General features: G+C 70.4%; 13 protein-coding genes. 11 read left to right on the top strand and 2 right to left on the bottom strand.

The features are described 5' to 3' along the window. Nucleotides 1-12: 12 nt before the first annotated feature. Nucleotides 13-597, bottom strand: a complete 585-nt coding sequence (locus AB0A65_RS25625; RefSeq protein ID WP_359955353.1) for a 2'-5' RNA ligase family protein — start codon at nt 595-597, stop codon at nt 13-15. Then, the gene (trpS, locus tag AB0A65_RS25620) at nt 597-1,613 is read right to left on the bottom strand and encodes a tryptophan--tRNA ligase (RefSeq protein ID WP_359955351.1); all 1,017 of its coding nucleotides are present in this window, start codon (nt 1,611-1,613) and stop codon (nt 597-599) included. The genes AB0A65_RS25625 and trpS overlap by 1 nt, the downstream gene beginning before the upstream one ends. Before the next feature lie 104 nt (nt 1,614-1,717). On the opposite strand from trpS, the gene AB0A65_RS25615 reads away from it, so the two are divergent. The 11 genes from AB0A65_RS25615 (at nt 1,718) to AB0A65_RS25565 (ending at nt 13,345) form a co-directional block, all read left to right on the top strand. Beyond that, nucleotides 1,718-2,509 (top strand): DeoR/GlpR family DNA-binding transcription regulator, encoded by a 792-nt coding sequence (locus AB0A65_RS25615; protein WP_106363212.1) that lies wholly within the window; start codon nt 1,718-1,720, stop codon nt 2,507-2,509. Further along, a complete protein-coding gene (galT, locus tag AB0A65_RS25610) occupies nt 2,506-3,615 on the top strand; it encodes a galactose-1-phosphate uridylyltransferase (protein WP_359955348.1) in 1,110 nt (369 codons plus the stop codon). Before AB0A65_RS25615 ends, galT begins: the two co-directional genes overlap by 4 nt. Continuing rightward, a complete protein-coding gene (gene galE, locus AB0A65_RS25605) occupies nt 3,612-4,583 on the top strand; it encodes a UDP-glucose 4-epimerase GalE (protein WP_359955345.1) in 972 nt (323 codons plus the stop codon). The genes galT and galE overlap by 4 nt, the downstream gene beginning before the upstream one ends. Further along, nucleotides 4,570-5,709 carry a galactokinase gene (galK, locus tag AB0A65_RS25600; RefSeq protein WP_359955343.1) on the top strand — a complete coding sequence of 380 codons (1,140 nt, stop codon included), beginning with the start codon at nt 4,570-4,572 and terminating at the stop codon, nt 5,707-5,709. The genes galE and galK overlap by 14 nt, the downstream gene beginning before the upstream one ends. A gap of 125 nt (nt 5,710-5,834) precedes the next feature. Then, nucleotides 5,835-6,182 (top strand): hypothetical protein, encoded by a 348-nt coding sequence (locus AB0A65_RS25595; RefSeq protein WP_359955340.1) that lies wholly within the window; start codon nt 5,835-5,837, stop codon nt 6,180-6,182. A gap of 198 nt (nt 6,183-6,380) precedes the next feature. Next, nucleotides 6,381-7,484, top strand: a complete 1,104-nt coding sequence (locus AB0A65_RS25590; RefSeq protein ID WP_359955337.1) for a BMP family ABC transporter substrate-binding protein — start codon at nt 6,381-6,383, stop codon at nt 7,482-7,484. Between the two features lie 40 nt (nt 7,485-7,524). Next, a complete protein-coding gene (locus AB0A65_RS25585) occupies nt 7,525-9,087 on the top strand; it encodes an ABC transporter ATP-binding protein (RefSeq protein WP_359955334.1) in 1,563 nt (520 codons plus the stop codon). Beyond that, on the top strand, nt 9,084-10,370 hold the full coding sequence (locus AB0A65_RS25580; RefSeq protein WP_359955331.1) for an ABC transporter permease: 1,287 nt from the start codon (nt 9,084-9,086) through the stop codon (nt 10,368-10,370). The genes AB0A65_RS25585 and AB0A65_RS25580 overlap by 4 nt, the downstream gene beginning before the upstream one ends. 5 nt (nt 10,371-10,375) lie before the next feature. Next, on the top strand, nt 10,376-11,644 hold the full coding sequence (locus tag AB0A65_RS25575; protein WP_359955328.1) for an ABC transporter permease: 1,269 nt from the start codon (nt 10,376-10,378) through the stop codon (nt 11,642-11,644). A 2-nt stretch (nt 11,645-11,646) separates the two neighbouring features. Continuing rightward, on the top strand, nt 11,647-12,039 hold the full coding sequence (locus AB0A65_RS25570) for a cytidine deaminase (protein WP_359955325.1): 393 nt from the start codon (nt 11,647-11,649) through the stop codon (nt 12,037-12,039). A gap of 28 nt (nt 12,040-12,067) precedes the next feature. Next, a complete protein-coding gene (locus AB0A65_RS25565; RefSeq protein WP_359955322.1) occupies nt 12,068-13,345 on the top strand; it encodes a thymidine phosphorylase in 1,278 nt (425 codons plus the stop codon). The last annotated feature ends 101 nt before the right edge of the window (nt 13,346-13,446 follow it).

Below are 13,446 nucleotides of genomic sequence, written 5' to 3'. Positions count from 1 at the left end.
TGTAATACAGTATTACCTTCGCTGGTCAGGCGTGGCGAGCGGGAAGACCGCTCGGGGGGTCCAGGGGACCGGGGCTCCGGCGAGGGTCTCGAAGGTCCAGGCTCCCGGGCTCGGGTGGGTGTAGAGGGTGAAGGACTCGACGCGGAACTTCGCCTCGAAGCCCGCGAGGGCCGCGAAGGCGTGGTCGAGGGCCGGGGTGCCGACGTTCTGGGCCACCGTGACGTGCGGGTGGTACGGGAACGTGCGCTCGCGCTCGGCCGGGCCGGTGCGGATGGCCGCTTCGAGCTGCTCGCAGATCGCGATGCCGTCGGCGACGGCCACGAACACGACCTCGGTGACCGGCCGGAACGAGCCGGTGCCGCGCAGGTGCAGGTCGAAGCGCGGGCAGGAGCCCGCGACGGCCGCGAGATGGGTGCGGAACGCGTCGAGTGCATCGGCCGGGATCTCGGTGGGCCCCAGGAGCGTCAGGTGCGCCGGGACGATCCCGCCGAGGGCGTCGCCGGAGGCGATGCGGGCGCGGTCCAGGATCTCGCCCCACGGCGGGGGCACCGGGATCGCCACCCCCACCGTGACGGTCCTCCCGCCGGTGTCCGCCACTAAAGCGCCACCGGGGGATAGAAGCCGACCTTCTTGTACGCCTTGGCGATCGTGCGGACCGCGAGGTGCCGGGCCTTCTCGGCGCCCATCGTGAGGACGCGGTCCAGCTCGGCCTTGTCGGCGAGGATCTCCTTGGTGCGCACCGCGACCGGCCCGAGCGTGTCGGCGACGACCTCGGCGAGGTCGCCCTTGAAGTCGCCGTAGCCGCGCCCGGCGTACTCCGCTTCGAGCTTCTCCATCGACGTGCCCGCGAGGGCCGTGTAGATGTTCATCAGGTTCGACACGCCCGGCTTGTGCTCGGGGTCGAACCGGACCTCGGCCTCGGAGTCGGTGACGGCGCTCTTGATCTTCTTGCGCATCTGGTTCGGCTCGTCGAGCAGGTACAGGCACCCGCGCGGGCCCGAAGAGGACTTCGACATCTTCTTCTCGGGCTCGGAGAGGTCCTTGATGGTCGCGGTGGCCTTGACGATGTACGGCTCGGGGACGGTGAACGTCTCGCCGTACGTGCCGTTGAAGCGGATCGCGAGGTCGCGGGTGAGCTCCAGGTGCTGGCGCTGGTCCTCGCCGACGGGGACCTGGTCGGTCCGGTACAGGAGGATGTCGGCGGCCATGAGGATCGGGTAGGTGAACAGCCCCACCGTTGTGCGTTCTTGTTTGGCGGACTTGTCCTTGAACTGGGTCATGCGGCTCGCCTCGCCGAACCCGGTCTCGGAGCCGAGGATCCACGCGAGCATCGCGTGCTCGGGGACCTGGGACTGCACGAACAGCGTGCACCGCTCGGGGTCGAGGCCCAGCGCGAGGAGCTGCGCGGCGCTCACGCGTGAGCGCTCGTGCAATACCTTTGGGTCGTGATCGACGGTGATCGCGTGCTGGTCGACGACGCAGTAGAGCGCGTCCGTGGTGTCCTGCATCGCCACCCACTGCCGCAGAGCCCCCAGGTAGTTCCCGAGGTGGAACGAGTCCGAGGTGGGCTGGATCCCTGAGAAGACGCGGGGCTTGCGGTCGGCAGTGGTCATGGACCGATTCTGACATCCGGGCCGAGACGGCGGCCACCCGGTATTGCGGCCCCGCCGATCCTGATGTTTAATTGTGTTGGATCTTGAGGGAAGGGGAGTCGCCGATGCTGGCGCAGCAGCGACAGAGCCGGATCGCCGAACGCGTGCACCGGACCGGGGCGGTCCGCGTGGCCGAGCTGGTCGAGGAGTTCGGCGTCTCGGACATGACCATCCGCCGCGACCTCGAAACCCTCGCCGACCGGGGCCTGGTCGCCAAGGTCCACGGCGGCGCCACGGCCGTCGACTTCGGCTCCACCTCCGAGCCCGGGTTCGCCGTCAAGCAGGTCCGCCAGGAGCCCGAGAAGCAGGCCATCGCCGACGCCGCCGCCACCCTGGTGGGCCCCGGCCAGGCCATCGCCCTCTCCGCCGGGACCACCACGTGGACCCTCGCGCACCGCCTCACCGACGTCCCCGACCTCACCGTCGTCACCAACTCCGTGCCCGTCGCCGACGTGTTCTACCGGGCCGGGCGGCCCGACCAGACCGTCATCCTCACCGGCGGCGTCCGCACCCCCTCCGACGCGCTCGTCGGGCCCTTCGCCGTCGCCTCCCTGGAGAAGGTCAACGTCGACACCGTGTTCCTCGGCGTCCACGGCATGTCCGCGCGCGCCGGGTTCACCACCCCGAACCTCCTCGAAGCCGAGACCGTCGCCACCCTCGCCTCCAAGGGCCGCCGCCTCGTGGTCGTCGCCGACCACACCAAGTTCGACGTCGTCGGCATCGCCACGGTCGCGTCCCTCGACAGCGCCGACGTCGTCGTCACCGACTCCCTCCTCGACGAGGAGGCCCGCCGCACGCTCGGCGAGCACGTCGACCAGGTCGTGCTCGCGCCAGTCCACATCGAGAAGAGACCATGACCCCGTACTCCGTGGAGACCGGCGGCCTAGCCGACGGCCGCGAGATCCTCTACTTCAACACCGCCCCGGACGCCGGCCGCGCCTCGTTCGCCGACAAGCGCGACCTCGGCGACCGCGTCAGCGCCGGGGAGATCCGGTACGACGTGCTCCGCGACGAGTGGGTGGCCGTCTCGGCCGGGCGGTCCGGCCGCCCCAACCTCCCCGTCGCCTGCCCGCTGTGCCCCTCCGACGGCGACGAGCTGACCGAGGTCCCCGCCCCGGACTACGAGGTCGCGGTCTTCGAGAACCGCTTCCCGTCCTTCGGCGGCTTCGGCGGACCCGGCCCCCTGCCCCCCACGGAAGTCACCGGCATGGAGACCTCCGCGCCCGCCTCCGGCCGCTGCGAGGTCGTCGTCTTCTCCGACGACCACGACTCCTCCCTCGTGGACCTCAGCCCCGAGCGCGTCGCCCTCATCGTCCGCGCCCAGGCCCAGCGCACCGCCGCCCTGCACGCCCGCGGCGACGTCGCGCAGGTCTTCTGCTTCGAGAACCGCGGCGTCGAAGTCGGCGTGACCCTCCACCACCCCCACGGGCAGATCTACGGCTACCCATACACCACCCCCCAGACCCGCAGGCACCTCGACGCGAACCGCCGCCACCGCGCCGCCACCGGACGCGACCTCTTCGACGACATCCTCGAATCCGAGCGCCGCGGCCCCCGCGTCATCGCCGAGAACGACCACTGGACCGCGTTCACCCCCTACGCCGCCCGCTGGCCCTTCGAGGTCCACCTCTACCCAAAGAACGAGCGCTTCGCCGACCTCACCGAACTGCCCGACGAGTACATCGACGCGTTCGCGCCGCTCTACTTGGAGGTCCTCAAACGCTGCGACGCCGCCTACCCTGGCGAGCAGATGCCGTACATGGCCGGCTGGCACCAGGCCCCCGTCGGCGAGGACCGCGAACTCGGGCGCCTGCGCTTCGAGCTCGTCTCGATCCGCCGCGGCCCCGGGCGCGTCAAGTTCCTGGCCTCCTCCGAGTCCGTCATGGGCGGATGGGTCCACGACCTCGGGCCCGAGACCTCGGCGGCGTTGTTGCAGAAGAACAGTCTCAAGGAGGCACAGTGAAATACCTCGTGACCGGCGGCGCCGGCTACATCGGCTCGATCGTCGCCACCATGCTCCTCGAAGCGGGCCACGAGGTCGTCGTCCTCGACGACTGCTCGACCGGCGCCGCCGAGCGCGTCCCCGCCGGGGCCGACCTCGTGCACAAGAGCGTGCAGCAGGTCGCCGAGGTCCTCGACGGCACGTTCGACGGCGTCCTCCACTTCGCCGGGCTCATCGCCGCTGGCGAGTCCATGGAGAAGCCCGAGATCTACTGGGAGGCCAACACCAACGGCACCTTCGCGCTCCTCGACGCGATGCGCACCGCCGGGGTCCGCACCCTCGTGTTCTCCTCCACCGCCGCCGTCTACGGCAACCCCACGGAGGTCCCCATCAAGGAGGAGGCCGTCAAGGCCCCCACCTCCACGTACGGCGCCACCAAGCTCTCCAGCGACATGGCCATCCAGTCCGAGGCCACCGCCCACGGCCTCGCCGCGGTCTCCCTGCGCTACTTCAACGTCGTCGGCGCCTACCAGGACCGGTCGGGGATCTGGCACGGCGAGAACCACGAGCCCGAGACCCACATCATCCCCATCGCCTTCGACGCCGCCTCCGGGCGCCGCGAGTCCTTCGCGATCTTCGGCGACGACTACCCCACCCCCGACGGCACCTGCGTCCGCGACTACATCCACGTCGCCGACCTCGCCGAAGCCCACCTCCTCGCCCTCGGCGCCGCCGCGGCCGGAGACCACAAGATCTACAACCTCGGCAACGGCAACGGCTTCTCCAACAAGGAGGTCGTCGCCACCGTCAAGGACGTCACCGGCACCGACTTCCCCGTCACCACCGGCCCCCGCCGCGCCGGCGACCCCGCCGAGCTCGTCGCCTCCTCCGAGCGCGCCAAGACCGAACTCGGCTGGAAGCCCAGCCGCGACACCCTCGACCGCATGGTCGCCGACGCCTGGGAGTACTACCAGCATGCCCGCCGATAACCACGCCCTCGAACTCGCCGGGACCGCCGCGGCCGCCTTCCGCGACGTCTACGGCACCGAACCCGAGGGCCTGTGGGCCGCGCCCGGCCGCGTCAACCTCATCGGCGAGCACACCGACTACAACGACGGCTTCGTGATGCCCTTCGCGCTGCCGTTCTACGCCGTCGTCGCCGCCTCCAAAGCCGACGAGTGGTCCTTCCACTCCACGTACGGCGACGGCCAGACCCTCGGCGGCCCGAGCCTCGACGGCTTCGAAGGCTGGGCCGCCTACCTCGCCGGGACCGCCTGGGCCCTGAACGAGTCCGGCTACCCCGTCGGCCCCACCCGCTTCGCCCTCCACTCCGACGTGCCCGTCGGCGGCGGCCTGTCGTCCTCGGCCGCCATCGAGTGCGCCGTGCTCATCGCGCTGGCGGAACTGTACGGCCACGACATCGACCGCGCGGAGGCCGCGCGCATCGCGCAGAAGGCCGAGAACGAGTACGTGGGCGCGCCCACGGGCGTCCTCGACCAGTCGGCGTCGCTGCTCTGCGAGGCCGGGCACGTCATGTTCATGGACTGCCGGGACCTCTCGCGCGAGCAGGTCCCGTTCGACCTGGCCGCCGAGGGCCTCGCGATGCTCGTGGTCGACACGCAGGCGCCGCACCGGCACGCCGACGGCGAGTACGCCCAGCGCCGCGCCGACTGCGAGGAGGCCGCCCGCCAGCTCGGCGTCGCGTCCCTGCGCGACGCGCCCAAGCACGCGAAGCTCGACGACGAGCGCCTCAACCGGCGCATGCACCACGTCGTCACCGAGAACGAGCGGGTCCTCAAGACCGCCGCGATCCTCCGCTCGGGCGAGGTCCGCGGCATCGGCGAGCTGCTCACGGCCTCCCACACCTCGCTGCGCCACGACTACGAGGTCTCCTCGGTGGAGCTCGACTCCGCGGTCGACGCGGCGCTCGGCGCGGGCGCCCTCGGCGCCCGCATGACCGGCGGCGGCTTCGGCGGCTCCGCCATCGCCCTCGTCGAGGCCGACGCGATCCCCAAGATCGAGGACGCCGTCACCGGCGCCGCCGCCCAGGCGGGCCTCCCGGCCCCGCGCATCTTCACCGCCCGCGCGGCCCAGGGCGCCCACCGCGTCGCATAAGCACGCATGCAGAAAGGGGGGCCGGGCACACGCCCGGCCCCCCTTCCCGCGCCCGATGTGACTGCGGCTTCGGGACCGGTGACGCTGCGGTGTCACGGTTCCCGCACTCTGGAATACTCCGCGGCATGGACTTCGTACACCTCGTGCTGCGCTACCTCCACCTCCTGGGCTTCGCCGCGGTCTTCGGCGGCTGGCTGGTGTCGTGGCTGTCGGGCAGGTTCAACTTCAACACCGCGATGCTCTACGGGATCGCGGTGCAGCTCGCCACCGGCATCGTGCTGTACGGGCTCGTCGCCGCCGCAGGGGACGCCAACCACGCGAAGCTCGGCGTCAAGTTCCTGCTCGCGCTGCTGCTCGCAGTCATGATCGCGATCCCGGTCTGGAAGAAGCGCGACCGGGTCGCGGCCGGGCACTTCTGGGCCACCGGCGGGCTCATCGCGGTGACCGCGGGCGTGGCCGTCTTCTGGCAATAGCCCCGTCCTCGTTCACCCGTCCGTAACGACCGCCGCCGCAATGCGTCCGTATTAGGAGCGAAACACCAGTTCACTCCTGGTCTCAGTCATAGGATGTTTCGGTAACGAAATCATCAAGGTCAGTGTCAGAGGCCATCAAGTGCGGCCATGATTAGGCGGGTATCGACTTACCCCCTTGAATCGTCAAAGGAGACCGTAATGGCTGTCAAGCCGTTCAAGCTGGCTGTGGCGGGCCTTTCCGCCCTCGGCCTCGCCGCCCTCGCCGCTTGCGGCGACGCCCCGTCCGACTCGAACGGCGGCGACAACGCCGACGCGTCGTTCAAAGCCTGCATGGTGACCGACTCGGGCGGCATCGACGACAAGTCGTTCAACGAGTCCGCATGGGCCGGCATGGAAGCCGTCTCCGACGCGAACAAGGACATCGACGTCTCCTACAAGGAGTCCTCGAACACCGACGACTACGACCCGAACCTCCAGGCGTCGGTCGACGACGGCTGCGACTTCATCGTCGGCGTCGGCGGCCTCATGTCCGCGAACGTCACCACCGCCGCGCTGGCGAACGAGGGCGTCGGCTTCGCGATCGTCGACGGCTCGCCGTCCGACGCCGAGGGCGCCCCGGTCGACACCTCGAACGTGTACTCGATCCAGTTCGACACCGCCCAGTCCGCGTACCTCGCCGGGTACATCGCGGCCGCGCAGACCCAGACCGGGACCGTCGCGACCTGGGGCGGCATGCAGATCCCGCCGGTGACCATCTTCATGGACGGCTTCGCCGAGGGCATCGCCAAGCACAACGAGGACAAGGGCACCGACGTCAAGCTCCTGGGCTGGGACGAGGCCGCGCAGACCGGCACGTTCCTGAACAGCTTCGAGGACGCCGCCGCCGGCAAGTCCACCTCGGACACGTTCATCAACCAGGGCGCGGACATCCTCTTCCCGGTCGCCGGCCCCGCCGGCATCGGCGCGCTGACGGCTGCCGAGGAAGCGGGCGACGCGGTCAACGCGATCTGGGTCGACACCGACGGGTTCGAGTCCACCGACTACGGCTCGAAGCTCATCACCTCCGCCGAGAAGGGCCTCGCGCAGGCCGTGCAGGACGCCGTCCAGGCGGCCTACGACGGGGACGCCGGCAACGGCACCTACGTCGGCACCCTTGAGAACGGCGGCGTCGGCATCGCCCCGTTCCACGACTTCGACGCCGCGGTCTCCGACGAGACCAAGGCCGAGGTCGAGGCCCTGACGCAGCAGATCATCGACGGCACGCTCGTGGTCGAGTCGCCGGCCAGCCCGGTCGCCCCGTAGCGATCCAGCACACCGGCTTCCATTTCACAAGGGACGTGCATTGCGACTCGAACTGAAGGGCCTGACGAAGAAGTTCGGCTCGTTCACCGCCGACGACGACATCGACCTCGCGGTCGAGCCCGGCCAGATTCACGCGGTTCTCGGTGAGAACGGCGCGGGCAAGTCGACGCTCATGAACATGCTCTACGGGATCCTCCAGCCCACCAGCGGGGAGATCCTCATCGACGGGGAGCCGGTGTCCTTCTCCGGTCCGGGCGACGCCATCGCCGCCGGGATCGGAATGGTCCACCAGCACTTCAAACTCGTCGGTCCCTTCAGTGTCGCCGACAACGTGCAGCTCGGCCGGGAGCACACCCGCGGTGCGGGGGTGCTCTCGGCCAGGGCCGCGCGCAAAGCCGTCCTGGACGTGTCGGAGCAGTACGGGCTCCGGCTGGACCCCGACGCGGTCTGCGAAGACCTCCCCGTCGGCGTCCAGCAGCGCGTCGAGATCGTCAAGGCCCTCTCGGGCCCCAAGACCGAGCTGCTCATCCTCGACGAGCCGACGGCGGTGCTCACGCCCGCCGAGATCACCGAGCTGCTCCAGATCATGCGGAACCTCGCCGCGTCCGGCACGTCGATCCTGTTCATCTCGCACAAGCTCAAAGAGGTCCAGGCCGTCGCGGACAAGATCACCGTGATCCGCCGCGGCAAGGTCGTCGCCGAACTGGAGCCCACCGCGTCCGAGTCCGAGATGGCCTCGGCCATGGTCGGCCGCGCCGTGTCGCTCCAGGTCGACAAGACCCCCGCCGCCCCCGGCGAGCCCCGCCTGGAGGTCAAGGACCTCACCGTCGTCTCCGACGCCGGCGTCAAGGTCCTCGACGGCCTCGAACTCACCGTGCACTCCGGCGAGATCGTCGGCCTCGCGGGCGTCGAGGGCAACGGCCAGACCGAGCTCGCCCGCGCGATCCTCGGCCTCGTCAAGCCCGACGAGGGCCACATCTCCGTGGACGGCGACGACGTCCACGGCCGCTCCCCGGCCCGGCGCATCGCCGACGGCCTCGGCTACATCCCCGAGGACCGCGGCCGCGACGGCCTCGTCTCGGAGTTCTCCGTCGCCGAGAACATCGTGCTCAACCAGTACCGCGACGCGCCCTACGCGAAGGGCGGCGTCGTCGACGCCGCCGCCGTCCACAAGCGCGCCGTCGACTCCATCGCCGAGTTCGACATCCGCACCCAGTCCCCGGACGAGAGCGCGTCGTCCCTCTCCGGCGGCAACCAGCAGAAGGTCATCATCGCCCGCGAGTTCTCCCGGCCCCGCCGGTTCCTCGTCGCGGCGCAGCCGACCCGCGGCGTCGACGTCGGCGCCACCGAGTTCATCCACTCCCGCCTGATCTCCGAGCGCGACACCGGGACCGGGGTCCTCCTCATCTCGTCCGAACTCGACGAGATCTACGCCCTCGCCGACCGCATCGCCGTCATCTACAACGGCCGCATCGTCGGCGAGGTCGCCCCCGACACCCCCCGCGAGGTCATCGGCCGGCTCATGGTCGGCGCCTCCGCGGCCCCCGAGACCAGCATCCCTGAGAACCCCGCCGACGAGGACGCCAACGGAGGTGACCGATGAGCGACAGCACCACCACCGAGGCCCCGGCCGAACCGCCCGCGCCAGTTGAGGAATCGGAGTCGAAGCCCAACTTCATGCGGGTCTTCGGCGGCTACCTCACCGAGGCCAACTCGGTCATGGTCACCGTCTACTCGCTGCTGCTGGCGTTCCTCATCGGCGCGATCCTCCTCATCGTCTCCGACGAGTACACCCGCTCCACGTTCTCCTACTTCTTCGCCCGCCCCCAGGACGCGCTCCTCGCCTCCTGGTACCTCGTGCGCGACTCCTACACCGCGCTCTTCGAGGGCGCGATCCTCAACCTGAACACCCTGGAGTCCTACCAGGCCGGGCAGGCCGACTTCGGGAACCTCCTGCGGCCCCTGTCCGAGACGCTCACCTACGCGACGCCGCTCATCTTCACCGGCCTCGCCGTCGGCCTCGCGTTCCGCGCCGGGCTGTTCAACATCGGCGCCCAGGGCCAGCTGATCTTCGGCATGGTGGGCGCGCTCGTCGTCGGCTTCAGCCTCGACCTGCCGATCTGGATCCACCTGCCCCTCGCGATCATCGCGGGCGGCATCGCGGGCGCCGCGTTCGGCGCCGTCCCCGGCGTCCTCAAGGCCAGCACCGGCGCGCACGAGGTCATCTCCTCGATCATGCTCAACAACATCGCCGCGCTGTTCCTCGTCTGGGCCCTCGGCACGAGCTTCCTCCACTCCGAGACCAAGTCCGACCTGGTCTCCAAGCCCGTGGACGACTCGGCGATGCTCCCCGGGCTCCTGTCCTCGCTCAACCCGAGCCTGCGCGTCAACCTCGCCCTGATCATCGGCTTCGCCGCCGCGGTCTTCACATGGTGGCTGCTCTCCAAGTCCACGTTCGGGTTCCGCATCCGCGCCGTCGGCTTCAACGAGAACGCCGCCGCCACCGCGGGCATGCGCATCGGCTCCACGTACACCACGACGATGGCCGCCGCGGGCGCCCTCGCCGGACTCGGCGGCGCCGCGCTCGCGCTCGGCGTCTCCTCCGGCGGCATCACCACCAACACCGCCCTCGACTACGGCTTCAGCGGCATCACCGTCGCGCTCCTGGGCCGCGCCAACCCCGGCGGCATCGTCGCCTCCGCGCTCCTCTTCGGCGCGCTCAAGGCCGGCGCCCTCTCGGCGCAGCCCGACGTCCCGGTCGACATCTCGACCCTGCTCCAGGCCACCATCGTGCTGTTCATCGCCGCACCGGCCCTGGTCAAGGCGATCCTCCACCTGCGCACCCCGCGCGGCGGCCTGGTCACTCTCGAAGCGAAAGGCTGGTGAGCCCCATGGCAGTGGACACCGCGCCCGCGCCCGCGCTGGTCGACGACCGCGCCCCGGTCCGCCACGCGAGGGCCGGGACCGTCTACGCGGTCCTGGGGCTCCTGCTCGTCGCCGTCGCGTTCGCGTGGCTCGGCGGCAAGACCACCGTGATCGCGTTCGACAAGACCCTCACCGACGCCTCCTGGTCCGTCCCGACCTTCGGCGCCGTCCTCGTCCTCGGCCTACTGTGCGCCGCCGCGGGCGCCTGGATGCTCGTGGGCCTCCCGCAGCGCCAGTTCAAGCTGGCGTCCACTGTAGGCGTCGCTGCGCTGGTGCTGTCGCTGCTGTTCTGGGCCTACTCCCAGGAGGGCACGGTCTTCCGGGCCGAGTCGATCCTCGCCGGGGCCCTGTTCCTGTCGATGCCGTACATCTTCGGCGCGCTCTCGGGCGTCGTCTGCGAGCGCTCCGGCGTCATCAACATCGGCATCGAGGGCCAGTTCCTCATGGGCGCCTTCACGGGCGTGCTCGTCGCGAACATCACCGGCAGCATCTACGCCGGGCTCCTCGGCGCCATGATCGCCGGGTCGCTCTCGACCATGCTCCTCGCGCTCCTCGCCACGAAGTACCAGGTCAACCAGGTCGTCGTCGGCGTCATCCTCAACCTGCTCGCACTCGGCTTCACCAGCTTCATGTACGACCAGCTGAAGAAGGCCGAGGGCTTCAACGACGCGTTCTCCGTCCCGGTCATCACCTGGGGCCCGCTCGCGGACATCCCCGTGATCGGCCCGGTCCTGTTCCAGCAGAAGCTGTTCGTGTACGTCGGCATCGTCATGGTCGCCGTCGTCTGGTTCCTGCTCTACCGGACCCGCTGGGGCCTGCGCACCCGCGCGGTCGGCGAGCACCCGGCCGCCGCGGACTCCATGGGCGTCAACGTGAACCGCCTCCGCTACTGGAACGTCGTCGCCGCGGGCCTCCTCGCGGGCTTCGGCGGCGCCTGGTTCACGCTCGGGAACTCCCTGGCGTTCAACAAGAACATGACCGCCGGGCTCGGCTTCGTGGCGCTCGCCGTCATGATCGTGGGCCGCTGGAACCCGCTCGGCGTGCTCGCCGGGGCCCTGATCTTCGGGTTCACCACCCAGATCGCCCGCGACCTCTCCGCCGCCGGGTCCTCCGTGCCCGGCGAGTTCCTCCAGATGCTCCCGTACGCGGTCACGCTCGTGGTCGTGGCGGGCCTGATCGGCAAGGCCAAGGCCCCTGCGGCCGACGGCGTACCGTACAACCCGGGGGACAAGTAGGCATGGACGTCGACTGGGAGGCGCTGCGCGCCAAGGCCCGCGAGGCCATGGCGCACGCGTACGTGCCGTACTCGAAGTACCCGGTCGGGGTCGCGGGGCTCGTCGACGACGGCCGGATCGTCTCCGGCTGCAACGTCGAGAACGCCTCGTACGGCCTGACCCTGTGCGCCGAGTGCGGCATGGTCTCCGAGCTCGCCGCCACGGGCGGCGGGCGCCTGGTCGCGATCGCATGCGTCGACGGCGCAGGGGAACCCCTCACCCCCTGCGGACGGTGCCGCCAGCTCCTGTTCGAGCACGGCGGCCCGGACTGCCTCGTGGACGAGGAGTCCGGGACGACCACCGTGGGGGCCCTGCTCCCCGGTGCGTTCGGCCCGGATCACCTGTCCGCCAACTGAACCTGTTTCTTGTAGTGAGGGAAAGCCAATGATCACCGCCGTCGACGTCATCCGCACCAAAAGGGACGGCGGGGAGCTGTCGTCCGCGCAGATCGACTGGGTCATCGACGCCTACACGAAGGGCGATGTGGCCGACGAGCAGATGTCGGCTCTCGCCATGGCGATCTTCCTCAATGGAGCGAAGCCCCGCGAGATCGCCGACTGGACCGCCGCGATGATCCGCTCGGGCATCACGCTCGACCTCGCGGCCGTGGGCAAGAAGTGCGTCGACAAGCACTCCACCGGCGGCGTCGGCGACAAGATCACCCTCCCGCTCGCGCCGCTCGTCGCGGTCTTCGACGTGGCCGTCCCGCAGCTCTCGGGCCGCGGCCTCGGCCACACCGGCGGCACGCTCGACAAGCTGGAGTCGATCCCCGGCTTCCAGGTCGACATGTCCGAGGCCCAGGTCATCGAGCAGCTCAAGGAGATCGGCGCGGTCATCTGCGCCGCCACCGGCGACCTCGCGCCCGCCGACAAGAAGCTGTACGCGCTCCGCGACATCACCTCCACTGTGGAGTCGATCCCGCTCATCGCGTCCTCGATCATGTGCAAGAAGATCGCCGAAGGGGCCGACGCGATCGTCCTCGACGTCAAGGTCGGCTCGGGCGCCTTCATGAAGGACTTCGCCAAGGCCCGCGAGCTCGCCGAGACCATGGTCCGCCTCGGCACCGACCACGGCGTGGACACCCGCGCCCTCCTCACCGACATGTCAATCCCCCTGGGCCGCACCGCGGGCAACGCCCTCGAAGTGCGCGAGTCCGTGGAGGTCCTCGCGGGCGGCGGCCCCGCCGACGTGGTCGAGCTGACCGTGGCCCTCGCCAAGGAGATGCTCGCCGCCGCGGGCCAGCCGGACGCGGACCCGGCCGCCGCGCTCAAGGACGGCCGCGCGATGGACGCCTGGCGCAAGATGATCACCGCCCAGGGCGGCGAGGTCGACGCGCCCCTGCCGATCGCCCGCGAGACCGAGGAGATCACCGCCGACACCGACGGCTTCGTCTCCGCCATGGACGCCTACGCCGTCGGCGTCGCCGCCTGGCGCCTCGGCGCGGGCCGCGAGCGCCAGGGCCAGCCCGTCCAGTTCGGCGCGGGCATCGAGATCCTCAAGGCTGTCGGCGAACCCGTCAAGGCCGGAGACCCCGTCTTCCGCCTCCACACCGACACCCCCGACCGCATCCCCGCCGCCAAAGAGGCCCTCGCCGGCCAGTGGTCCATCGGCACCCGCCCCGCCCCCCGCGGCCCCATCATCCTCGACCGCGTCACCGCATAACCCGATCCACCGGAAGGGGGGGGGCGCCGCGCGCGGCCCCCCCTACCCCGGATCGCGCGGGGACACCGAAGAGAAAAAAAACCGGTTGTGCAATAGCGACG

The sequence above is a fragment of the Glycomyces sp. NPDC047010 genome, from assembly GCF_040644205.1.
Taxonomy (GTDB): domain Bacteria; phylum Actinomycetota; class Actinomycetes; order Mycobacteriales; family Micromonosporaceae; genus Glycomyces.
The sequence above is the reverse complement of the archived record's forward strand: the minus strand, read 5'-3'. Positions and strand labels throughout refer to the sequence as shown.

What these genes read in the sequence shown, in the direction of transcription:
- trpS (WP_359955351.1), bottom strand. Translation starts at nt 1,613, where the DNA reads ATGACCACTGCCGACCGCAAGCCCCGCGTCTTCTCAGGGATCCAGCCC.
- AB0A65_RS25615 (WP_106363212.1), top strand. Translation starts at nt 1,718, where the DNA reads ATGCTGGCGCAGCAGCGACAGAGCCGGATCGCCGAACGCGTGCACCGG.
- galT (WP_359955348.1), top strand. Translation starts at nt 2,506, where the DNA reads ATGACCCCGTACTCCGTGGAGACCGGCGGCCTAGCCGACGGCCGCGAG.
- galK (WP_359955343.1), top strand. Translation starts at nt 4,570, where the DNA reads ATGCCCGCCGATAACCACGCCCTCGAACTCGCCGGGACCGCCGCGGCC.
- AB0A65_RS25595 (WP_359955340.1), top strand. Translation starts at nt 5,835, where the DNA reads ATGGACTTCGTACACCTCGTGCTGCGCTACCTCCACCTCCTGGGCTTC.
- AB0A65_RS25590 (WP_359955337.1), top strand. Translation starts at nt 6,381, where the DNA reads ATGGCTGTCAAGCCGTTCAAGCTGGCTGTGGCGGGCCTTTCCGCCCTC.
- AB0A65_RS25580 (WP_359955331.1), top strand. Translation starts at nt 9,084, where the DNA reads ATGAGCGACAGCACCACCACCGAGGCCCCGGCCGAACCGCCCGCGCCA.
- AB0A65_RS25575 (WP_359955328.1), top strand. Translation starts at nt 10,376, where the DNA reads ATGGCAGTGGACACCGCGCCCGCGCCCGCGCTGGTCGACGACCGCGCC.
- AB0A65_RS25570 (WP_359955325.1), top strand. Translation starts at nt 11,647, where the DNA reads ATGGACGTCGACTGGGAGGCGCTGCGCGCCAAGGCCCGCGAGGCCATG.
- AB0A65_RS25565 (WP_359955322.1), top strand. Translation starts at nt 12,068, where the DNA reads ATGATCACCGCCGTCGACGTCATCCGCACCAAAAGGGACGGCGGGGAG.